The sequence below is a fragment of the Singulisphaera photorubra genome (genome assembly GCF_045290345.1).
Lineage (GTDB): Bacteria > Planctomycetota > Planctomycetia > Isosphaerales > Isosphaeraceae > Singulisphaera.
In genome coordinates, this window is sequence record NZ_CP155447.1 from 8,260,522 (window position 1) to 8,282,282 (window position 21,761).

The 21,761-nt window shown below is 61.2% G+C and carries 13 protein-coding genes and 1 pseudogene; 3 read left to right on the top strand and 11 right to left on the bottom strand.

Translation table 11 applies throughout. From position 1 onward, the window contains the following. Positions 1 to 152 precede the first annotated feature (152 nt). The 8 genes and pseudogenes from V5E97_RS31110 to V5E97_RS31145 form a co-directional block, all read right to left on the bottom strand. The gene (locus V5E97_RS31110; protein ID WP_406701247.1) at positions 153 to 536 is read right to left on the bottom strand and encodes an IS66 family transposase; all 384 of its coding nucleotides are present in this window, start codon (positions 534 to 536) and stop codon (positions 153 to 155) included. A gap of 27 nt (positions 537 to 563) precedes the next feature. Then, a pseudogene (locus tag V5E97_RS31115) lies at positions 564 to 665 on the bottom strand (DUF6444 domain-containing protein); the annotation flags it as partial. Between the two features lie 285 nt (positions 666 to 950). Beyond that, positions 951 to 2,570: an MFS transporter gene (locus V5E97_RS31120; RefSeq protein WP_406695443.1), complete on the bottom strand. Its 1,620-nt coding sequence runs from the start codon at positions 2,568 to 2,570 to the stop codon at positions 951 to 953. Next, a complete protein-coding gene (locus V5E97_RS31125; protein ID WP_406695444.1) occupies positions 2,557 to 3,072 on the bottom strand; it encodes a hypothetical protein in 516 nt (171 codons plus the stop codon). Before V5E97_RS31125 ends, V5E97_RS31120 begins: the two co-directional genes overlap by 14 nt. Further along, entirely contained in the window at positions 3,069 to 3,737 is a 669-nt protein-coding gene (locus tag V5E97_RS31130; protein WP_406695445.1) for a hypothetical protein, read from the bottom strand. Before V5E97_RS31130 ends, V5E97_RS31125 begins: the two co-directional genes overlap by 4 nt. A gap of 415 nt (positions 3,738 to 4,152) precedes the next feature. Continuing rightward, entirely contained in the window at positions 4,153 to 5,784 is a 1,632-nt protein-coding gene (locus V5E97_RS31135; protein ID WP_406695446.1) for a TolC family protein, read from the bottom strand. Positions 5,785 to 5,807: 23 nt separating this feature from the next. Next, positions 5,808 to 7,106, bottom strand: coding sequence for an HlyD family secretion protein (locus tag V5E97_RS31140; protein ID WP_406695447.1), 1,299 nt, complete (start codon positions 7,104 to 7,106; stop codon positions 5,808 to 5,810). 1,008 nt (positions 7,107 to 8,114) lie between these two features. After that, positions 8,115 to 9,977: a purple acid phosphatase family protein gene (locus tag V5E97_RS31145; RefSeq protein WP_406695448.1), complete on the bottom strand. Its 1,863-nt coding sequence runs from the start codon at positions 9,975 to 9,977 to the stop codon at positions 8,115 to 8,117. A 465-nt stretch (positions 9,978 to 10,442) separates the two neighbouring features. Here V5E97_RS31145 and glgX point away from each other — a divergent pair, with 465 nt between their 5' ends. Then, entirely contained in the window at positions 10,443 to 12,503 is a 2,061-nt protein-coding gene (gene glgX / locus V5E97_RS31150; RefSeq protein WP_406695449.1) for a glycogen debranching protein GlgX, read from the top strand. Positions 12,504 to 12,538: 35 nt separating this feature from the next. Continuing rightward, complete coding sequence (locus V5E97_RS31155) at positions 12,539 to 13,627, top strand: hypothetical protein (protein WP_406695450.1); 1,089 nt, start codon at positions 12,539 to 12,541, stop codon at positions 13,625 to 13,627. A gap of 131 nt (positions 13,628 to 13,758) precedes the next feature. Here the strand turns inward: V5E97_RS31155 and V5E97_RS31160 are convergent, their stop codons facing one another. The 3 genes from V5E97_RS31160 to V5E97_RS31170 all read right to left on the bottom strand — a co-directional run bounded on the left by V5E97_RS31160 (position 13,759) and on the right by V5E97_RS31170 (position 16,726). After that, positions 13,759 to 14,061 carry a hypothetical protein gene (locus V5E97_RS31160; RefSeq protein WP_406695451.1) on the bottom strand — a complete coding sequence of 101 codons (303 nt, stop codon included), beginning with the start codon at positions 14,059 to 14,061 and terminating at the stop codon, positions 13,759 to 13,761. A 1,028-nt stretch (positions 14,062 to 15,089) separates the two neighbouring features. Continuing rightward, positions 15,090 to 16,121, bottom strand: coding sequence for an ROK family protein (locus V5E97_RS31165; protein ID WP_406695452.1), 1,032 nt, complete (start codon positions 16,119 to 16,121; stop codon positions 15,090 to 15,092). Then, positions 16,118 to 16,726 carry a D-sedoheptulose-7-phosphate isomerase gene (locus tag V5E97_RS31170; protein ID WP_406695453.1) on the bottom strand — a complete coding sequence of 203 codons (609 nt, stop codon included), beginning with the start codon at positions 16,724 to 16,726 and terminating at the stop codon, positions 16,118 to 16,120. The genes V5E97_RS31165 and V5E97_RS31170 overlap by 4 nt, the downstream gene beginning before the upstream one ends. A gap of 239 nt (positions 16,727 to 16,965) precedes the next feature. On the opposite strand from V5E97_RS31170, the gene V5E97_RS31175 reads away from it, so the two are divergent. Next, positions 16,966 to 21,432: a glycosyltransferase family 39 protein gene (locus V5E97_RS31175; RefSeq protein WP_406695454.1), complete on the top strand. Its 4,467-nt coding sequence runs from the start codon at positions 16,966 to 16,968 to the stop codon at positions 21,430 to 21,432. Positions 21,433 to 21,761: the final 329 nt, after the last annotated feature.

The window sequence follows — 21,761 nt, forward strand, 5'->3', positions numbered from 1 at the left end:
CAAGAAGTTCCTGTCCACGTGCTAGATGTCTCAACTTTGTTCACGCTACGTTTGGCGGTCGTAACCCGTTCACCCCAGGAACATGCTGTTAATCGTGAGCTGCCTTGGTTTGGCGACATTTCGTAGCCGTTCACAGGGTGGGAGAGATGAAATCAAGCAGCTTTGATTTCCGGCTGACTGGTAGGCAGAAGCGAGGGGATCGATTGACCTCGATGCTCGGCCTCGAAACACGATGTCAGGTAGTCCAGCACGTTGCGACCTTGCTGACGGCAGGTCCCGACCACGCTCAGGGGCCGCTCCACGAAACGGCTCCCCTGCTCGCTACCCGTTCCACCACTGATCCGGCGCCAGATTACCGCGTACCGCAAGGCTCGCTCCGCCGCGTTGTTCGTCGGTTCGATTCCTTGAACCCAGGCAAAGGTCCACAGTCCCTCTTCCACTTTGAGAATCTCGAAACACGTCGCCGAAGTCTTGGCGCAACCGCATTTTGATCCATCCTCCAGGACGTGACGAACCTGGCATCGCAACCGAGTCATCCGTGGGCCGAACCACTCCCAATTCAGTGTCCGCTTGACTCCGATGAAGTCGGAGGAAGGCGGCTTGTGTGAGTTCGAGGAATTGAGCTTGAACCTGGCCTCAAGATCGTTGACTCGAGTTTCGAGTTCGTGAATCCGCTGTTGCGTGACGAGGAACACAGCCGAAATGGCCGCCTGGGCTTCAAGCGGCACCTGGGACCAGAGTTCATCGGGGATGGGCCGTGGATTGGTCATGGTGAAGGTATAGTGCCGTCATGGGCAACTTTCAATCCCAGACTTTGAACAGCTACATCGTGAGAGAATCGAATCGCCGCGACCGACCGTTGGACTCGAAGGCTTGGTCGGTGGTGTTTTCGGCTCGCTTGGATAAGTCGCTGGCGATAGAGGTCCTCCCCGGAGGTCACTACAGCCGGGCTATCCCACACCGTGATTGGCGACAGTGATCGTATCAGGAGCGGCACGCAGTCGGCGCCAGATCCAGAGGGCGACAAAGAAGCCGGCCAGGGCGATCGCGGTGAGGAAGAAGATGGCGTAGATGGTGGCAAACACCAGGTTGTCGGCTTCGTAGTTGACGAAACGATACATCATGACCTCAGCGGAGTGCTCGGGAGCGGTTTGCCCTGTCTGGCGAAGCATGCCGCTCAAGAGGTTTCCACGCTCCGACAGTTCCTCCGCCTGGATCGTGTCGCGGTCTGCCGAATACGAATAATGGATTTTGTGGCCGATGATCAAGAAATTGATGAGCACGGCGGCGGCGATACCACCGCCCAAAAATTGGACGAAGTTCAGGAACGGGCGGACTGTCTCCTCACGCTCGGGGTCGGGGCTGAACTGCGTGTCCATGGCGACCATGAACAGGCCGATGCCCAGGCCCATCAGGAAGCGGCCCGGGGCGAGTTCCCACTGGCCCGGCGCGGGGAACCAATTCAGGTCGACGACGTCGCGAATATCCCAGTACGGCCACTCCATCATCTGCTGATAACACAGGTGCAATCCGCCAGCCAGCAACATGAGGCCGACGATGGTGCCCGGAAGGCCCAGGACCACGCGATGGTGTCGCCAACGCAGTCGTGAGAACGCCAGAGATACGGCGATGCCGATCGGCAACGGCCAGATCAGCCAGGTGCGCTGCCAGGAGCTGAGGTTGACGATCATTCCTCCGTAGATATTCATGATGTATCCATGAAAGAACTGGCACATGCCGCCAAAGAAGAACAAGGCCAGGCGAGTCCAGTTCTCCCTCAGAACGTCCCAATCCAAATGTGGCCAGGCCAGCCCCAGGGAGACGCACAGGGCGCAGACGCAGGTGGCCGTCGCGGCCACGATGTCGTCGCTCTCCAGCCAGCCGTGCAATTGACCCCAATGCAGGCCATAGATCAAGGCGGCGGCCGCCACGACCAGACCGGGCAGATAGGCCAGCGAACCGCGCGGCGTCCGCGCAGGTGACTCGGGTGTCTCCGCCATCGAGAGCAGTGCCGCGAGGCCGATCGCGGCGGCGACTCCCTCGAACAGGAAGCCGTACTGCCAATCCGACGACTCATACATCATCGTGGCAATCGACACGGCGCCCGGCCCGGCGACCGGACAGAGAATGGCGGCCCAGGCCACCGCAACCTGCCAGCGACGAGCGAGCAGGTGGGGCGCGAAGTAAATCACCATGCCGGCCCCAGCGCCTGCCACGACGCGGCCGACCAGAAAAAGCGACAGCGGTTCGCCCAACTCCAGCACGTTCAGAAGCGAGCCGACCACTGCCAGCACCAAGCCCGACTGTGTCAGGCCGCGGCAAGACCAGCGCTGACTCAAGGCGGGGCAGGCCAACATCATCAGGGCGAGGCTGACAAGATAGCACGACTGAAGCGCGTAGACCTCGGCGGCCACCCATCCCTGGCTCACGCCCATCTCTCGCAGGTTCATCGTGTGGCCGCCCGTGGTGAGCAAGACCGCAACCAACGCGACCATCGGCCGACCCGCGAGCAACTGGTCTCCGACCGACGCCAGCTTGGCGTACGCCGAGCTCGTCTCACTCGTCGCCATGAACATTTTTCCCGTTCGGTTCGAGCTGATTGATCCAGGCCAGTTCCATCCCTTGCGGGGTCTGAACCGTCAGCGTCGGCTGGAGCGCCGGCTGTTGGTTCAGGGCCAACAAACGCTCCGAAATATTGCGGAAGGCTTGCGCGACGGCGGCTTCTTTCTCTACGAGCTTCATCCCGGCCCAACCCGGTCCCGTCGTGATGATGACCGGCAACCGGACCTCTTGCTGGAAGACGCCGACGCCGTAGGGCTGGACGATCGGCACGGGAGGGAGGACTTCGACATGGCTGTAGAGCGGCTTCTGGTCGGTGCCAACCCGTTGAGAGGCCCAGGTCTGGAGTTTGTCGGCGACTTGGTGGAGCGCGGGATCGGTGATCTGGTTCGAGGTGTACGCCGGTGGGAGCCCTCCTTTTGAAGACTTTTGAGGCTGACACCCCGGGGCAACCAGCCCCACCAGTGGCAGTGTCGTCAGCAGAATTCGCCACGGGTGAATGGTCGCGATCACTTGTTTTTCACCTTTCCGACGTTTGGATCGGCGGCTGGATACAGGATGGTTTGCCATTCCCTGGAAACGGGCCGATAATGTGTAGATCCCACCATGATTTCAAAGGTATCGCCCGGTTCGAGGTTCGCCTCAGTACCGCGCTGGAAGCTTGCGTAGCCCAGGCCGACGATTGCGCCGACGCCCATACCTCCACCAATAAACGCCATGTTCCCGCCCGAAAACTGGGCCCCCACGCTGGCCCCCGTGCCGGCACCCTCCAGCCCGAGCAAGGTCGTCAGCAGTACGCGACGCATCCGCGTGGCGAATCGCCGGTCGGCCAGATCCATGCGCCAGGGGACCCACCCCGTTTGCCCCTCGAGGGTTTGGACCAGTTGGGTCATCTGCAAACTGACGTAGCCGGCGCGGCCGAACCGACCTGGGTTCGTGATCTTGGTCACGGTGCCGCCCACGAGGATCGGGTAAGGCGGGCAGGGGTCGATCACCTCGGCCAGGAAGCTGTCGCCTGTCTGAATCGCCGGCCGACCGTTGAGCAGTCGCTCGCCCGGGCTGAAGCCGTCGGTCGGCACCACCTGGCAGACGCGCAGGGTGACGACCAGGCCCGACTTGAGCAATAGGGGCGGGACCCGAGGGATGGGCCCGGTCGGCGTCGCTGTCAACGGCGGCATCACCTCGGGCTTCTCCGGCAACTCGCCGGTGCGCGACGGCCGACCCTCTCCAGGGACGAGAATCGGTGGTGGGAGGGGGGGCTCAGGGATCGGAGGTAAATCCCCGACGCGTGATGGAGGCTCGAGTTCCGTGACAGGTCGCAGGGGAGCAAGCGGAGCAGTCGGTTGCACCCTCGTTGGACCCGCGTTCGCCGGCGTACCGTCTCTTCTCGGTACTGGTGTCGGAAGTGGTAACGTGAACGCTCCGCTTCGTGACGGGGGCTGCGAGAAGGGGGACTGCGCGGCCGAGTGCGTAGCCAGCCACAACATTGCCAGGGTGAAGGCCCCTACCGTTGAGGCCGTGACGAGGCGGCTGGGCCCCAGTCTCCTGAAGCGGAAACCTGCGGATCGATCCAACGTATTCCTATGCGATTTGTTACGGTCTTGCATGGTGGCCTCCCTTCGGAACGAGCGGTTGCTGGGTGCTCTCCTTTGACGCCAGCCAGGGCAACCAGCGGCGATGGATGCCTTCCGGGGGGGGCTTCTGCCCAGCGGTCAACCGGGTGATTCGCTTCCGCTCCACATAGTCGAGCAGTTGTTCCGTGGCACGCAGGATGTTGAAGCGGGCCAGTTGCAGGTTGTACCACTGCGTCCAACGATTGGCGTCGGCCTGGAGTAGGTTGACCTGCGCTCCGAGCACCTCGACCCAGATCGACTGCTTTTGCTCGTAAAGCCGTTCCAGGCGTTCCAATAACTCGTGACGCAGCCGCAACTCGGCCTCGCCCAACTCCCACTCGCGGATCGCCTGCTGCCAGCGGTCCCAGGTATTGCCGGCGTCTGCGGCCACTTCGATCAAGGCTTTCTCTAACTCCAACTGCGATTGGACCACGTCGAGGCGGGCCTCTCGAATGCTGGACCAGAGGCCGATGTCGACGACCGGCAAACCATAGGAGGAGCCGAAGATCGCGCCCAGCGTGATGCCGCCGTTTCTGGTGGGAGACGTATTCTTGAACCCTAACTCGGCCGGCAATCGGCCCTCGCCGAGCAGTCCCAATACGCTCCGTTTTTGTTGGAGCCGGGCGATGCGCAGTCCCACGAGCCGAAGGCGCACTTCCACACGCTGCTGCTTCGCCAGTTCGATGGCCTCGGGGCGAGAGCCTGGCAAATCGGGCATCCAACGAAGGTCCACTTCATCGGGGGCGGCCAGGTCGAAGTCGTAGGACTCATCCAGGCGGATCGGGATGATCCGTCCCTGTTGGGGCACGAGCAGTCGGCTCTGATGCAGGACCAGGGCGAGTTCGCGCTGGGTGATTCGCGCATCCTTTTCCAGGTCGGCGAGCAGGACGCGTGCCTTGGTGTCGCTGATGCTCGCCTCGGTAACCTCGACGTCATGCACTTGCTTTTCGCGGAGCTTGCGCTCCGTCAACGCCAAGGTCTCCCCTGTCAGCTTCACTCCCAGGCGGGCGGTGCGGATGCCGTACTCGACCTGCTTGGCCTCATAGTAACCCTGGATGGCGAGCATCATCTGGGAACGGCGGACCAGTTGTTCCATTAAGACCTTGGCATGGATGCCTTCTTCGGCAATCGGCAAGGCGGTGATGTGGCCGGAGGGGGCGAGTGGAAAGTAGAGGTTGGCGCGGTTGAGCGCGGCTTGCTGGAGTCCGGGGCTTCCTTCGAGTAACGCACCGCCGGTGACATCGGGCAAGATCATGACCTTGCCGGGACCACCCAACTGGTTGAAGGCAACGGCCAGTTGTGGGAGGTTGACCAGCGGCACAAATTCTTTGAGCGCCTCGAAGCGGGCGACCGTTGCCGTCTGCACGGAGACGTTGGCCTGCACCGTCTCCACGTTGGCCAGGCTTTGGCGGATGGCGTCGTCCAGTCGCAATGGGACTGGTGGTGGTGGAGGGTGGCCTGCACTCTCCGCGCCGGCCTCGGTTGGCACGGATTCGGCGGGCTGGGCTTGCAGGTTCACCGCGGCACCAATCAGCACCAGGAAGACCGGCAGCACGATTGCTCGCCGATGACGGCGCGCCGTCCGGGCCGGTTTGGAGTGAGGAGGTTTCATCGGCTTGTTTCTGGTCACTCGGTTCACCATTCGTGAGGGCTATTACGCACGTAGTGCGCGGTATCAATCGTGATTCGCGTCGACATGCCGGGACGGATCCGATTCTCAAAGTTCTCCTTGAGCCCGAAGCGAATGCGTACGGGCAATCGCTGCACGACGCGAACGAAGTTGCCCGTGGCGTTATCCGGCGGGAACAGCGAAAAGACTGATCCCGAGCCGCCGGCGACACTCTCGACCCAGCCGTCGAACGTCTGCTTGGAGATGGCGTCCACCGTGATTTTCACCGCCTGACCAACGCGGACATTGGGCATCTGCTTCTCGCGCATGTTGGCGATGATCCAGACGTTGTCAAAGTCGAGTGGCACGATGCTGAGGAAGGGGGAATGGGCTTCGACCGTCTTGCCAACCTGGATGGTGCGACGACTGATGACGCCGGCCCTCGGCGCGCGAATCAGTGTGTTGCTCAGGTCGAGTTTGGCCTGCCGCAGTTTCGCCTCGGCCAGCGCCTGCTGATTGCGGAGGCCAAGTGCCGTGTCGGCGGCCACGGTGAGCTGCATTTGCTCAGCCTCGGCCCGTCCGACCGTGGCGTCGGTATTGGCGAGTGCCTTGCGGCTCTGTTCGAGGCGAACTCGTGCTTCCTGGAGCTGCAACTCGCTCGCCAGCACCTGGCGCTCGGCGCCTTTGATGTCGCTTTGCAGCGACTCGACCTTGGCGATTGCCTCGCTATACGCCGTTTCGCGATTGTCGAACTCCTGCCCGGGAACGTCCCCACTTTTGGCCAGACTCTTGAAACGCTCGTAATAGAACAAGGCGTTGCGCTGCCGCGCCACCAGCCCGGGCATCTGGGCCTTCAACGCACCGAGCACCTCCACTTCCTTCTCGTGGAGCCGACCGTGCGTTTGCACGGCCACAGTGGCGGCCTGAACCGCCTGCTCGGCCTCGGCTCGCGTGGCCTGGGCGGCGACGAGCATCGATTTGCGGTCGTCCGTGGTGTAGTGCGTTGTGACGTCGGCGGCATCGGCGGCGTGTCCTGCCTGCTGATAGTCGGCCAGCGCCTGATCCACGGCGATCTGAAACTCCACCGGGTTGATCTGCGCAATGGGGTCGCCTGGCTGAACGATCATATTGTCATCGACGAACAGGGCCACCACCTGGCCTGTGACGTATGAGGAGATCGGTGTGATATTGCCGACGACGTAAGCGTTGTCCGTGTACACCTCGGTGCGTGAGTCCCACCACCAGTAGAACGAGAGTCCACCGGCTGCCAGCCCTACCAGGAGGACGAACCACTGGTGTCGGCCCAAGGTCCATAAACGTGACATGAATCCTGATCCAATGGATTGTCAAAGTGCTTGCGTTTCCCCCCATTCCACTCAGGGGTCGATGCGCAATATGATCAATTAATCTGAGTGGGCGGGTCATCAAAAGAATGACCGCCATCAATGTGTACGGAAACTGTGCTTGCGGTCCAGGCGCGCGTACTGATTCGAATCAATAAGCTCTCCTCGGTTCAACGGTGTGAGTATTCGACCCCGAGGTTCGGGGGTCGAGCAATCCAGAGGTCTTGCCGCCAATGGCTCTGCGCGTGCAAAAGCCCGGCTGCCGAAGCGCCGGAGTACGATCAAGCCACTCGCCTTCCAGCATGACAGTCTCGGAAGTTGCGGCATCGTCGCCGCTTACGAACCATCAGCTCATCGAGCGAGGGGCACTGCAAGTGGGGGGGGAATCGGAGTGATGAAAAGACGTCGGCATGCGACGCCTCGCACTATTAGGGATCGGCAGTTGGTGTTGAATATTCCAATCTTATCGCCTATGCGATTTGTTTGGCAGGCTAGAATTCTCGATTGTCGTGGGGCGGCAGGGACCTCCGGCTCTCGACTGGAATCGGAGACGAGGCAATCCGGTCAAGTCTGCAGCGGTTTCCAGTCGGATGGCGTTCGGAACAGGGAGACCGAATCACCTGTAAGGATCGCGGTTTATGGCTGGGGTCTGTAACCCCTGTCTAGGGATTCGCCCCGGGGTCACAGACCCCCGGCTACATCGACAACGACGTGAGTGACTCGAGGGTAAACCGCTGTAGGTGGTTCATCCGGCAAATTCTCAATCGCAGGCCGGGCGGCCGTGCTACGTTTTATCTCAACGTCAACGCGATTGACGGAGGCACCAGCTCGAGACTTTCGAGATGAAATTGGCAAATCAGCGCATAATGGAATTTTTATCTGTCGTGGTTCCACTTGACCTGCTCGCCAAGGGGCGAAGACGGGGGGGCACCCCCCAAGTCCGGAGCCACTCGACGGCAAGCCGATGCAAGTGCGGTTGCCACTTCGGAGTTACAACGCCTCGGCCGATCGTTTCTGAATGACGAGGCGATCGACCTCTTGCCCTTCGAGGTTCCAGGCCCGGTAGGTGAGACGATTGCTGGGAACCTCAATGTCGATCGTCTGGTAGGTCGAGACGTGGGTCAGGCTGAATTCCGTGTAGTCTCGCGGGTCTTGCTCGCAAAACTTCTCACCGGAGACGGAGACGACGTAGGTGGTGCCCTCCGCGTTCGAGGCCACCCGCTGGTTGCCTCGCATCGGGTAGGTTCGCAGGTAGGCGTGGTCGTGGCCCTGGAGCACGAAGTCGACGTGGTGCTTGTCGAAGACGGGGATCCAGTCCTCCCCCAAGGTTGGGTTCAGTCGCGAGGGGTGTGACGCGTAGATCGGATGATGGAACACGACGAACGTCCAGGCCGCCTGGGTCTTTGTGAGGGCCGCGTCCAGCCACTCAGCCTGGATCCGGGCGAGCCTGCGGTCGACGAGCGCCAGGTTGCTATCGAGGACCGCGACGAAAGCGTTGCCGTATTCAAAGGAGTAGACCAGGTTGGGGGCGATCTCCGGGGGCCCGTTTTGGGGCAGCTGGAAGAACGAGGTGTAGAGCCTCGGCCCCTGGTCGAGATACTCATGATTTCCCACACAGGGCATGAGCGGCAAGGTGTCGAACACCCCCTTGGCGCGGAGGAAAAAATGATCCCAGTTCGTGCGTTCGTTGCCGCGATCGACGAGGTCGCCCGCGAGGATCATGAAGCCGGCTTCGGGATGGCGTTTGTGAGCCGTATCGAGGAGTCGCCCCCAGCCCTCGAACCCGCATTGCGCATCGCCGAGATAAAAGAACTGAAAGTGGTCGGGCCGTTCCGGACCCGTCCGGATCGTTCGCCAGGGAGACCAGCCTCCGGAGGCGCCGTCTGCCAGGCTGTAGACATAGCTTGTGGCCGGTTCCAGTTGGTCGACGCGGACCTGGTGTCGGCGGATGGCCGGGTCGTTGAGCAAGTCGGGGGAATGGACGAGGCGTGACTCTCCGGAAACCTGGCGGACGGCGTTCGGATCGGCCGGGCCGTCACCCCGGGACGACGCCGGGGCGAGTCTGAGTGCCGTCGAGGTCACACCGGGTTCGGTGCGCCAGGTCCAGACCAGGTCACGGGCGGGGTTGGGCCCGAATGAGATCGCGACTTGATCGGGCGTTTGGCTCGACGCGACGTGCGTCTTCCAGATTCGCCCCCGAGCCAGCGCTGTTGCGTGACGCAGCTCACGGGGGACTTGCAACAGGATCGAGCCACTGAGATGAGCTGGGATCTGCCGGATCGGGACGAGGGCATCGAGAGTCGCGCTTACCCCCTCGGTGGCCTGGACGGTCTGCCAGCGATCCGGCCTCCGCACTTGGAGAGATAGCGGACCACCGTCTTCCGCCCGGAACAAGGCGACATAATGCTCGGCCACCGCGCGGTCGAGGGCGTTCACTCCCAGGCCGACCTTGCCGGCTTCGAACCGCTTTCGATGGAGCGGCCAACGCTCGCCCTGAACTTCGAGCGAATCTGTCGTCGCGGTGAAGCCCTGGTCGGCCAGCCAGAAGGGAAGTGCCCCCGGGTTCGCGGCCACCTCGATGATCGCGGGCCGATCAATCTCAGCTTCAAGATGCCCTCTTCCCAGAGCGTCCCGTTCCGCCGGGGTGAGCTCGGCGAGCAGGCGACTGCCTTTGGAGGCGATCGTGGTGAGGTCGTCGATGGAGCGGGAACGACTGAGTCGTTGGCCGACTGCGCGAAGTGTCTCGCTCGGAGTCGCCGGGTGCGTGCTGGGAGTCCGATCGTTGCAGCCGGTCATCAGACCGGTGAGCAGGATCGTTACAAGAAAACGAACCCGGTTTTGGAGTTGAGCCATCCGTGCAATCCCCCCCCGTTTCGCCCGCCGCGCCGGGGCGATCCTGTGGTTAGATAACGGATATCCCGGGTTCCTCACAGAGAGGATCATCAAGAAAAATGGGAGGCCACTGCCGATACGGGGCTGGAATCGGTTTTTTTTCACACCTGGATCCGCCACCGCTCGTTTCGTGTGGTATGAGTCTCAAGCAGTGAGGTCGATCGGAGCTTCTTCTGAGGGGAAAGGATTCCGTTGGATCGGCCGGGATGTGCGCACTGGATTGCCCGGCCCGTCCTTGTATGCCTGAAGGCACACGGTTTGCGGATCTTCCACGTAGCTTTCTGACGTCAATGCAACTCTGTTCGTGGTGAGGCCCTATGCCGAAGATTACGAATTTGCGACCCGGTGATCCGGAACCACTTGGGCCGACGGTGAAGCCTGACGGCATTAATTTCGCAGTTTATTCGTCGGGTGCAACGCATCGAGTTGCTTCTTTTTGACAATATCGCCGACCAGAGGCCGACCCAGGTCATTCCGCTCTCCGACGAGACCAACCGGACGGAGAACGTCTGGCATATCTTCGTTGAAGGCCTACCGAACAAGACGCTCTACAACTTTCGTGCTGATGGTCCGTATGAACCGGCCAAGCACGGGACCCGATTCAATCCTGCCAAGACACTGATTGACCCCTATGCGCCCGCACTCACGGGCGATTTCTACTGGCAATCAGGTGACGCGCTCGGCTACGACAATACCGAACCGGACAAAGCGGAGCGCCACCTTGTTCCCAGCACGGTAGATAATGTGGCTGGCGCCCCTCGGTGTGTAGCCTACCTGAGTGACTTCGATTGGGAGGGGGATCAGCATCCCGACATCCCGATCGAAGAGTCGATCATCTATGAGGTCAATGTTCGCGGCTTCACCCGGCATCATTCGTCGGAGAACGACCTCGCCGGAACCTACCGCGGGTTCATCGAGAAGATCCCTTATCTCAAGTCGCTGGGCATCACAGCCGTCGAACTCTTGCCGATCATGGAGTTCGACCAATTTGACGGCCCATTCCGCGACCCATCGACGGGCGAGCGCCTGGCCAACGCCTGGGGCTACAACACGGTCGGCTTCTTCTCACCCGAGTCGGGATACAGCTATTACGGCAAGCTCGGTGAGCAGGTCGACGAGTTTAAAATGCTCGTCCGCGAGCTGCACAAGAATCGGATCGAGGTGATCCTCGACGTCGTGTTTAACCACACCCGCGAAGGGAATCATTACGGGCCGACGGTCAGCTTCAAGGGGTTGGATAACAATGTTTATTACATGCTGGCCCCACAGCCGGAATTCTATATGGATTTCACGGGCTGCGGCAACACTCTGAACTGCAACCACCCGGTCACACGCAAGTTCATTCTCGACTGCCTGCGTTACTGGGTGACCGAGATGCACGTCGACGGATTTCGGTTCGACCTTGCGGCGGTCTTCGCCATCGACGTCGATCAGCAGCAGAAGGGGAAGACCCCGATCATCCACGAGATCGAGTCTGACCCGGTCCTCTCTCGGATCAAGCTGATCGCCGAACCATGGAGCATCCAGCAGTATATGCTCGGGAGCTTCTCCGATCGGCGCTGGGCTGAGTGGAACGGCCGGTTCCGCGACGTGGTGCGCAAATTCGTCAAGGGGGAAGCCGGACTGACCGGAGAACTGGCGACGCGCCTGGCCGGCTCGTACGACCTGTTCGCTCCCAACCCCGATTCGGAGCGGTCGCCGTTTCACAGTATCAACTTTGTGACCTGCCACGACGGCTTCACGCTCAACGACCTGGTGTCCTACAACGACAAGCACAACGAGCGAAACGGCGAGTCGAACCGCGACGGGGCCAATGATAACCATAGTTGGAACTGCGGTTATGAAGGGTGGGTCGAGACCTCCGACCTCCCTGAGGCAGAGAAAGAGGCGATTGAGACGCTCCGGCGCCAGCAGATCAAGAACTTTCTGACGCTTCTCTTCCTCTCGCAGGGGACGCCGATGCTCCTCTACGGCGACGAGATGAGGCGGACGGCCGAAGGGGATAACAACACGGTCTTTCAAGACAACTCGTTGAACTGGATCAACTGGGAGAATACGAAACGGCATGCCGAGATCTTGCGGTTCACGAAGTTGATCATCGCCTTTCGCAAACGGCACCAGATCGTCCGCCGCTGGCGCTACCTGACGGCCGACGAGTCGGAGACGCCGATCTTGCGGAACATCAAGTGGCATGGGGTGAGCCCCGAGCAGGCCGACTTCTCGGAGAACTCGCGATTTATCGCCTGGGAACTCGAGGCGTTCCAGACCGACCAGCGTTCGGACGTGCCGATTTACGCGGCGTCGAACTCGTTCTGGGAGCCAATCACCATCGAACTTCCCTCGATCGAAGGTCGCCGCTGGTATCGGGTCGTCGACACGTCGCTTCCTGTCGAGGAAGACATCGTGTCCGAGGAACAGGCCTTCTTTCTTCCGGAAATGACTTATCTCGTGCGTCCGCGTTCGACGATCGTGCTCGTCGCCAGGTGACACGCTCAACAGATCGAACGGTTGTGGTTTTGGCGATGGCTACACGAAGATGGGCCTGGCTGACCGGGGCCTTGGCTGGAGGATCCTTAGCCTGGATCCTCCGGCCGCACTTTGCCCCCGGTGCACTCATCCTGGTCGTCGGGGCGGTTATGCTGTTCGCCACTCTGATCGGTGAGCTGATTCTTGCCTTGACGTTGCTCCGTTCGACGCCGCGGGTCGTCCCACCTGCCGACGCTCAGCCGGCGGATGGACGGGTCGATCTCCTCGAGATGACCGGCGCGATTGGCGAACCGAATCAGCGCGATCTGAGATTCTCTTCCTTCCGCGCCCTTCGCCCTATCGAAAATGGGCCGCCTCCAGAGCGGTTGGCATCGGGGAGCACTCCTCCCCTGCTCGGCCGAATTACGCTGATCTCGCTTTTTGCCGGTCGCGACCATCGCCCCTGGTCGGACGACGAGATTGCCCAGGCGCATGCCGCCCTCTTTCGCGCGGGCGCATGGATCGAACGAGAGGCAATCCGTTGGAAAGCGCCGGTCAATGTGACACTATCCGACACGTATTTTGTCGTTGACGGTGATGACGATGGCGGGGCGAACGACGTCGAGATGACCTTTGAGCCCGAAGGCGACGGCGTCGGTCCGCTCGAGGCCCGCGCGGTCACGAAGGCGTTGACCGACATGAGTCGCGCTGCTTTGCGGCTCGGCTTTCGCGATGCCGTGGATTGGATGGAGCAGGTTCGGTCGAGAATCGATGCCGATTCGTTGGTCTGGCTCCTCCACCCGCGTCGCGCAGGGCGGTCGTTGGCCATTCCGTTGGACCTGACCGAGTTAGCCGGGGTGAGCCTGGCCGTCTGCTACGCCCGTGAATCCAGCTTTCCGGAGCCTCTGAGCCGGTCTCCATTCACCGATCCCGTGACGATCGTCCACGAACTGCTTCATTTGTTCGGCGCGTCGGACAAGTACGGTGTACCGCTTCGTTCCTACCCACCGCGCTCGGTCAGCTCGCGGGACATCATGCGATTGAATGAGTTTGGCCTTTCCCAACTTCGGATCGATCGTCAAACCGCCTGGGAAATCGGCTGGGACGTTAGGGAGGAAGGACCGCTCATCCCGCCCCGGGATTGAGATCGCCGGTCCGGAATGAGTGTCCTCTCGCACCGGGACCAAAAAAATCGGCCGCTCCCCGCGGTGAGGCGAAGAGCGGCCGAATCACTTGGTCAAGTAAACTTGGTCAAGAAAAAGAGGATTAAGAACCTTCAGTTAGATTCCACGGAAGGACGAGATTTCGCCAGTTGATTGACGAGGTATGCGGCATCAGATGCCCGGCGAGCATCGGCGTATTTGGCAAGTGGCGCCGAACACGTTTCGTCGCCGTAAATCCCAACGACCGTAAATAGACCATGCAACTCGCCTGTTTCGGCCCTCGAGAACAGCCCCGACCGGATCAGCGAAGCGAGGTTCTGCTGCCACAGTTGGGTTTCGGCCAATTTCGTCATCATGGCGAGCCCTTGAACTTTTGGGTTGTGGGACCTTTCCTTGGCCAGCGAGCGGCCATTCAACCGCTTCTCCTCTATTCTAAACGCTCAAACCTTGCCGAGTGTTTTAAACGACTCATTTTTTTTCTGCGTGATTCATTCGCGACCAATTTCCCCGGAGGGTCAACTTCACAGCGAGGCGGAATTATCGTCGTTTTTGTGCCATTCGTATAGAGGAACTCGCAGACAATCAGGTTCACTCTCTCATTCAACTTCTGATATTCGTCCCCTGTCTCTAGTTATTGCGGGGACAAGAAGTCGCTGTGACTCCCTTTTTTTGGGGTTTTTCGCAGCACCTCCTGGAGCCAAAGAGCTTCCATAGCAAACGACGGGCCAGAGTTGTTCAACATTGGAGATGTTGTGCAAAAGCCGCATGCGTATTTCGTCGGTGTGGCTTTCGATCGTGAATTGACTGTGTGGGCTTTCCATCCCCAGCCAACGACACTTTCGAGGTAGAACAAAGCAGCAAGGGAGATTGCTCGAAGCTCCGTTGCTCGTCCCGCCGTGTGACTCGACAGGAGAAACAGGACGACGAGATGTCGAGACGTCCTGGAACTTCCTCGTCGAAATCAGAAAGCTGCATGGTCATCACCTAAACGGAGACAGGCCTGAAGTTTCTGACTTTGTATCGCATTGTGGGCTGAGATTCGGAACATTTTTCTGTCGACTCTTGAGAGCTTGTGAGCCATCTCTCGACTCATCTTTAACTATAGACGAGGAGTCGAGTCCCCCGGTTCGGATTCTTCGCCAGCCCCCTGAATCAGGCCCCGACGCGGGTGAGTGCCCGCGAGTGAAACCGGAAATTTTGAAGGCTGAGACTAACGAAGTAGACATCGTCCGAGAGAACCATAAAAAAAGTTGGCGAGGGACGGCGTGCCCCGACAAATTCTTCGCCGACTGCGGAGAAATTTGTCCACCCGAGATTCGGCTCAGGGACAAATGCTTCCGAAGTAGGCAATTTCTGCCTTGGGGAGTGGCGTGTATTCAACACGCAGGAGAGCCGCATGAGGCGTGCGGCTCTCCTTGCGATGCAACGCGACGGAAGCCGGCGATCACGCGGGGCGAATTTCGGAAGCTTGGGAGCCACGCTGGTTTTCAACGGCGTCACGGGCCAAGGCCAAACCGCCGTGGACCACCACGTCTTCTCCCAGGGCGGCGGGTACCACGTCGAACGTGCTTCGGAAGGGAGGGAAGACATTCAGGTTGAGCTGGTTACGGATCGGTCCGAACCAGTACTCCTCACCGATCAGCGAAACGCCGCCCCCCAGGATGATCCGATGCGGGGCGAGCAGGGTGATTGCCTGATTCAGGGCGTGCGCCATGGCGAAGACGGCCTTGCCCAGAATGAACGAGGCTTCCTGGTCTCCGGCTTTCGCGGCCTCGGCGACCATCGCGGTGTTGATCCGGGAGGGATGACCATCGGCGAGTTGGAGGACCTTCCATTGGGTAAGTCCATCGGCGATCTGCCGCTCCGCGTAATTTCGGGCTGCCGTCGCGATTGCCCAGCCCGAGGCGACGTCCTCGAGTTTGACGATGTCGAGGTCGGACGACGTCCGGTCGACGATCCAGAGATGGCCGATCTCGAGCGCACCTGCTCCGGAGCCTCGGTAGATCTGCCCGTCGAGGATTAGACCGCCGCCAATCCCGCTGCCGATCGTCACGTAGAGCAAGGGTGAGAAGCCGACCCCTGCGCCGAATCTGGCCTCGGCGAGCCCGGCGGTGTCGGCATCGTTCTGAATCGAGACGAGCGGGATCTGCAAATTCGCCCGGACCCATTCGGCCAAGGGAAACTGATCCCAGCCCGCAACCTGGTGCGATTTGGTCAGCACGCCCGTGTTGGCGTCGACCGGGCCGCCGAATCCAATGCCGACGGCCGCAACCGATGCCTGGGTGATCTCAATCCGGCTCAGGAGAATCGGAACGATTTCACTGATCTGGCCGAGGATTCCCGCGGCGCCTCGCGCTGGCTCGATCGTGCGCCGCTCCAGGGCGAGGATCTGGCCATCACCCCGACCGAGCCCAAGCTGAAGCTTGGTGCCCCCAATTTCAATCCCGAGCAACAGAGGCTGGGCGGTCGCCGTCATTTTTCACCCGCTGGAGTGACTGCCGTCGATCCCGAAATCCGCCGGTAGATATCGTCGATGACCCAGTGAAAGACCACTTGATGGAGCGACTCGACGATTCCCATGTCGTCGATCCCGACGTGGAGGTTGTGCTGCGCCAGGGCTTGCAGCTTGCCACCGCCATAGCCCGTGATCCCGACCGTCGTCATCTCGTTGCGGTTGGCCCACTCGACGGCTTTGAGGATGTTCGGGCTATTGCCCGAGCCCGAGATGGCCAGCAGGAGGTCGCCGGGCGAGGCGAGATTCTTGAGCTGTTCGAGGAAGATGTTTTCGTAGCTGATGTCGTTGGCAACAGCCATGATCCAGGCGGTGTTGTCCGTCAGGCTGAGGACTTTGAGTCGCTTCTGATTCTCGAAGTCGCGGAGCGTGCACTTGGCCAGGTCTTCGCAGAGGTGGGACGCATTGGAGCCCGAGCCTCCATTCCCGCAGATGAAGACGAAGCGCCCGGCATGATAAGCCTGTTCGATCAGGTCGCTGAATCGTTCGACCTGCCCCATGTCGAGACGCTGGATCTCGCGGCAGACCCGTTCCATGTAGTCTTTCGCGCCTAGGGTCGCACCTAGCATCCGGATGTCTCCCGAGGTTCGTTCGTAAAGTAAGGGGGGTGAGACGAATCAGGTCTCTTTAATGAATGCGGCGACTTTACCAAGAGTTTGAGGGCCCGTGAAGAGAAGAGATCGCGTCCGAACCGATGCGTCCGTGCTAGTTTAGGCAATAAAGCATCGGGTTGGCGATTCACTCGATCGGCACGAAGAGTCTGTTAGAATGCCGAACGGGAGCGGAGCTGGGTTTCGAGGGTCCCGCGATGATGATGGGCCTGCTGGGTACGTTCGTTCTCAACGGCATGCTAGGCCTGGGGGCCTACTGGACCGCGCGCCATGGGTTTCGCCAGCCAGCCGGCCTGACGAGAGCGTTGGCAGCAATCACGCTGGCCTGGAGCTGGGCGACGGTCGGCATGGAGATCCTGGGGGCGGCAGGCGCGCTCGGGCTGTCGCCGCTGTTGCTCTGGTCGGCGCTCGGGTTCGCGATTGGGCTCGCGCTTCGAGCGCGTGATCATCAGCCTGAACCGGTCGAGGTGGTCGATCCGCCCGCTCAGGCCTGGGCCTGGGAATCGGTCGTCGCCCTGGGGCTGACGATCTGGGGGGGCCTATTTCATGGGGTTCAATCGCTGCTCTGGCCGGTCAAGGTAATCAGCGACGGACCGATCTACCACCTCTACTTCGCGGCACGATGGTGGAAGGAAGGGACGCTCAATCTGATCGCGACCCCGTTCGGCGAAAATGCCGCGCCCTATTTTCCGGCCGTCGGCGATCTCTGGTTCGCCTGGCTGATGACGGGCTGGGGGGGCGATCGACTGGCGAAGGTGGGTCAGGCGCCGTTCTGGGGGGTGTCGGGACTCGCGGCCTATGCCTTGGCCCGCCGACTGGGGGCCGGCTCGTCGTCGGCGCTGCTCGCGACCACCTGGTTTCTCACCTCGACGCCGCTTCTTCTTTTCGCCTTTGAAGCGAACGTCGACATGATTTTCGTGGCAGGTTACCTGATCGCCGCCTACTTTTTCGTGCGCTATGCCTTCGATGACGCGCGGGGATCCACGCTTGCACTTGGGGCGCTGGCGGCGGGTGGAGCGCTGGGGTCGAAGACGATCGGGGTCGTGTTCGTCCCGGTCTTGTTGGGGCTTGCCGGCCTGGCCGTTTGGCGGAGGCGGGGCACGCTCCGAGAACGAGCAAGTCAACTCGTCATGGTGTTCGCTCTGCCTCTGGTGATGGCGGGGTACTGGTATGGTCGCAATGCCTGGCTGACTGGTAATCCGCTGTATCCGCTCCATCTTGCGGTTGGGGGGAAGGTCTGGCTCTCGGGGTGGTATGACCGCGTCGCCATGCGATCGAGTCCGTACTATCTCCCCGTCGAAGATTGGCGGTCGCTCTGGGATGTCGTCATGGGGGTGTTTGACCCGCACCTTGTCCCTTTCTGGTTCGCGGCCATCCTTGGCCTCTGGTCATTGAGAGCGCGGAGATCCGAGCGTGATGTCGGAGTCTGGGTCTGCTCCCTGCTCGCGATTTTGAACGTGGCGCTCTACTGGTTGTTGATCCCCTATCGCACGCAGCAGAGGTTCATGCTTCATGCGGTGGGTCTGGCGGTGGTCCCGCTCGCTCGACTCCTCGATCGCAGTCGTTGGCTTCGGGTTGCGGCACTCGCGCTTCTGGCGATGCATTTGATGATGTCGCAGAACTGGCCGTTCGACTCGGGTTCGGCCCCCTGGGACCTGAGCCGGCTGATCCCCGACGTGACGAGCGGGATCTTTTTCATGCCTCAGGTGGCACTTATGCGTCAGGGGAGGAGTGAGTCGAGCCGTTTCATCAGCTTGATCGCGATCGCCTTGCTTGGCGTTGGCTCGATCGGGGTTGCGTGGGCCTGGAGCCGAGTGGGCAGACCACCGGTGCGCCAGCGCCAGCGCCGGCGTTGGCTTGATGCGACGCTCGCGAGCCTCGGCCTTTTCGGGATCGCCTGCGGCGTGTTCTTCCCCTACGATCTCGACCCACGCCGGCGGTTTTATCCGGTCTTCCCCGACTACTACCTGGGGTGGCTCGACCTCGAGACGCGGGTCGGGGCCTCGGGAACGAAGATCGCGTACGCGGGGACCAACATCCCCTATTACTTGATGGGGGCAGGGCTGCGCAACGACGTCTGCTACGTGAATGTCGATGGCAGGCGCTTGTGGCTGCTCCATGACTATCATCGCGAAGCCCAGGCGAATGGTGCTCCCACCTGGCCTGACTCGAGGCCTGGGTGGGACCGACTCCATCCCGACTACCCAGGATGGCTGGCCGCACTTCACGAGGAAAAGGTGCAAATTCTCGTGGTGGCCCGGGCCAACCCCGACGAGGGCCGGCACAATATTGCCGATGCCGAAGAATTTCCCATCGAGCGCGTCTGGGCGGACGCCCATCCCGAGGCCTTTGTCCCGCTCTACGGCGCGGCCGAGGGGATCCCCGGATGCGAATTTACCGGGTCCGGCCAGCCCACTCTCGAGGCGGCCCGGGCCTCTGACCTCGATTTTCACGAGATCCCGAAAAAAAGTCGACGGATTTGTCCTCAGCTCCGCACTATTAACTTCGAGACCGTCGACGACACTCCGAGCTCGAAGTGGCCGTTGCGGCCTGCTTCACGATCGAGCGAGCAAGTGTACCGCCGTCTTTTGATTCCATCGAGATCGTGGCGCTCCCCTGCACTTTTGGACCCGAGTGCCGGAACTTGGAGGACGCCGACCTCGAGGATCAGGACGGGAAAGAGGACGCGGGGGAGAAGACATACCATGAGACTGACCCTGAGAACCTTACTTGCCTGGCTCGACGACACGCTCTCGCCAGCCGAGGTCCGTGAGATCGGAAAGCAGGTGGCGGAGAGTCCGTTTGCGAAGGAATTGGTCGAACGCGTTCACCGCGTGACCCGCCAACGCAGGCTGACGGTGCCCAGCAAGAGCGGACCTGATGCCACCGATGCCAATGTGGTCGCGAGCTACCTCGACAACGAGCTTCCCGCCGAAGAGGTCGCCGAGTTTGAGAAACGCTGCCTGACCTCCGACGTGCATCTGGCGGAGGTGGCCAGTGTCCACCAGATCCTCAGCCTGATCGGTCAGAAGGCAAAGGTGCCGACCGAGGCGCGGCATCGGATGTACCACCTGATCAAAGGCCGCGAGTCGGTTGCTCCGAGGGCGCCTCGGGCGTCGCTGGCTATTGAGCCTGAACCGGTCTCGGAGCCGATCCAGCCGTGGGTCACTCCCGAGCCGCCTCGTCAGCAGTGGTATGGTCGATTCCTGCCGGTCACCGCGGTCTTGCTCCTGATCGTTCTCTTCTGCTGGTCGGCCTGGATGAGTCTGCCTCCTCCTCCCGAGGCATCGCCAAGCCCCGTGGAGGGACTGATTGCGCAGGCTCCCGCCGCGAACGCGGTTAAGGCCCCGCTCAACAATAAGATCAAAAAAGAGGAAGCCCCTGCCCCTCCGACTCCCCCAGACTCCGAAAAAGGGATCATGCCAGGAATGGCAGTGACGAAAGACGCCTCCAAGGAAGGCTCGGCCGCGATTCCGGAACCGAACCCGGACGCCGTGGTGATGCCGACTGATCTTCCTTCGGGAACCCTGGGAAAGGCCGAGAAGCCCACGGGGATTTTGCTCCATTACGATCCGGAAGGGCGTGAGTGGGACCAGTTGACGGCGGAAACCCCGCTCAAAGATAAGTACCGCTTGCTCAACCTTGCCCAGCTTCGCTCGACCCTGGAGCTTGGAGCCACACCGGTCGACCTCGTGGGTGAGACCGAATTGGTCGTTTTGACCGCGGCACCGAAGCAGGCTGGCCGACTGGAACTCGCTCGGGGCCGGGTCGTTCTCAAAGGCGTGGCTCCCGCAGCCCCGTTTGTGATCCAACTGGGCAATAAGTCCGTCGAGATCACACCGACGCCAGGGACTCTCGTCGGCGTTGAGCGGGTGAACCATCGAAGTTCGGGAGAGTCGGTCGCTACCGACCCGACCCTACAGATCTTCGCCAACGAGGGAGAGGTTGCGCTCCAGGCCGACCAAGCAAAGGAGACGCTCACCGGTCCTGGCTCGATCACGTTCGACTCACAAGGCGGGTGGACCGGCGCCGACAAAACGCCTCCTCCGGCTTGGGTGACTGAATCCAAGCCGTCCCCCTATGATCTTCAGATCGGCGAACAACTCCAAGGTTATTTCCGACCGGGTCGAAGCGTTCTGGCCAACCTCGTCGAGGCGCTCGAAGACGATCAGAAGGATGTGAGGCGGTTGGCGATCTCGGCCACGAGGTCAGCGGGTGGGATTGCCTTGATCGTGCCCTTGCTTCACCAGGAAGAGAACCCGGTGTCTCGTCGGGCCGCCATTCAGGTCCTTCGCGCTCACCTGGGAGAAGGGTCGGAAGCGAGTCGCGAGCTTCATTCTCAGCTGGAAAGTAATTTTGGCGCTGAGCTGGCCGAGCGGGTGGAAAAGCTTCTCGTGGGCTTTACGGCCAAGGAAGCCGGGGATGAGGCCACGTATAAGCAACTGGTCGATGACCTTTCCTCACCCGAAGTCGCCGTTCGTGAGCTGGCGCTCGAGACACTTCAATCGCTCACCGGGCGAGATGAGCTTGGCTACGATCCTGACCACCCCACGGGTAAGGGGCTGACCGCCTGGAAGAATTTATCCAACGCCCATGAGCTTCGGGCCGTCACGACGCCGCAGCCTGAAAGCGGTCTAAACGTCACGCCCAAGGTCGAGAAGTAGTTGCGCGGAGCTCTTGCCTGCTCTTGATCCTGACCAGGTCGCCGGCAAGTCGGGGCCAAGCTCGCCTCGACAGCCAGGGACCTGGTCTTTCTGTTCTCGAACGCTCCGTGGCCGATCCCCAAGCTAAGGGGATCGGCCGTCTTCTTTTTTTTTCCCGGTCAGCCCCGGGCCATCGCCGTCATTCGTGGGAAGTGCGGGCCACCGCCTTGCGGAACGCCCCCTTGATCTCGCGCCCGTCGCGACGCGGCCGCGTACGCTTCGGTCAGCGTTGGCCCGCTCACGTCATGCGTGATGCCCGGCCGCTGCAAGTGAACCGTATATGTGGGGCC

Excerpts from the sequence above, each read along its gene's own strand:
- V5E97_RS31110 (WP_406701247.1), bottom strand. The coding sequence starts at position 536 with ATGACTCGGTTGCGATGCCAGGTTCGTCACGTCCTGGAGGATGGATCA.
- V5E97_RS31120 (WP_406695443.1), bottom strand. The coding sequence starts at position 2,570 with ATGGCGACGAGTGAGACGAGCTCGGCGTACGCCAAGCTGGCGTCGGTC.
- V5E97_RS31130 (WP_406695445.1), bottom strand. The coding sequence starts at position 3,737 with ATGCCGCCGTTGACAGCGACGCCGACCGGGCCCATCCCTCGGGTCCCG.
- V5E97_RS31135 (WP_406695446.1), bottom strand. The coding sequence starts at position 5,784 with ATGAAACCTCCTCACTCCAAACCGGCCCGGACGGCGCGCCGTCATCGG.
- V5E97_RS31140 (WP_406695447.1), bottom strand. The coding sequence starts at position 7,106 with ATGTCACGTTTATGGACCTTGGGCCGACACCAGTGGTTCGTCCTCCTG.
- V5E97_RS31145 (WP_406695448.1), bottom strand. The coding sequence starts at position 9,977 with ATGGCTCAACTCCAAAACCGGGTTCGTTTTCTTGTAACGATCCTGCTC.
- V5E97_RS31155 (WP_406695450.1), top strand. The coding sequence starts at position 12,539 with ATGGCTACACGAAGATGGGCCTGGCTGACCGGGGCCTTGGCTGGAGGA.
- V5E97_RS31165 (WP_406695452.1), bottom strand. The coding sequence starts at position 16,121 with ATGACGGCGACCGCCCAGCCTCTGTTGCTCGGGATTGAAATTGGGGGC.
- V5E97_RS31170 (WP_406695453.1), bottom strand. The coding sequence starts at position 16,726 with ATGCTAGGTGCGACCCTAGGCGCGAAAGACTACATGGAACGGGTCTGC.
- V5E97_RS31175 (WP_406695454.1), top strand. The coding sequence starts at position 16,966 with ATGATGATGGGCCTGCTGGGTACGTTCGTTCTCAACGGCATGCTAGGC.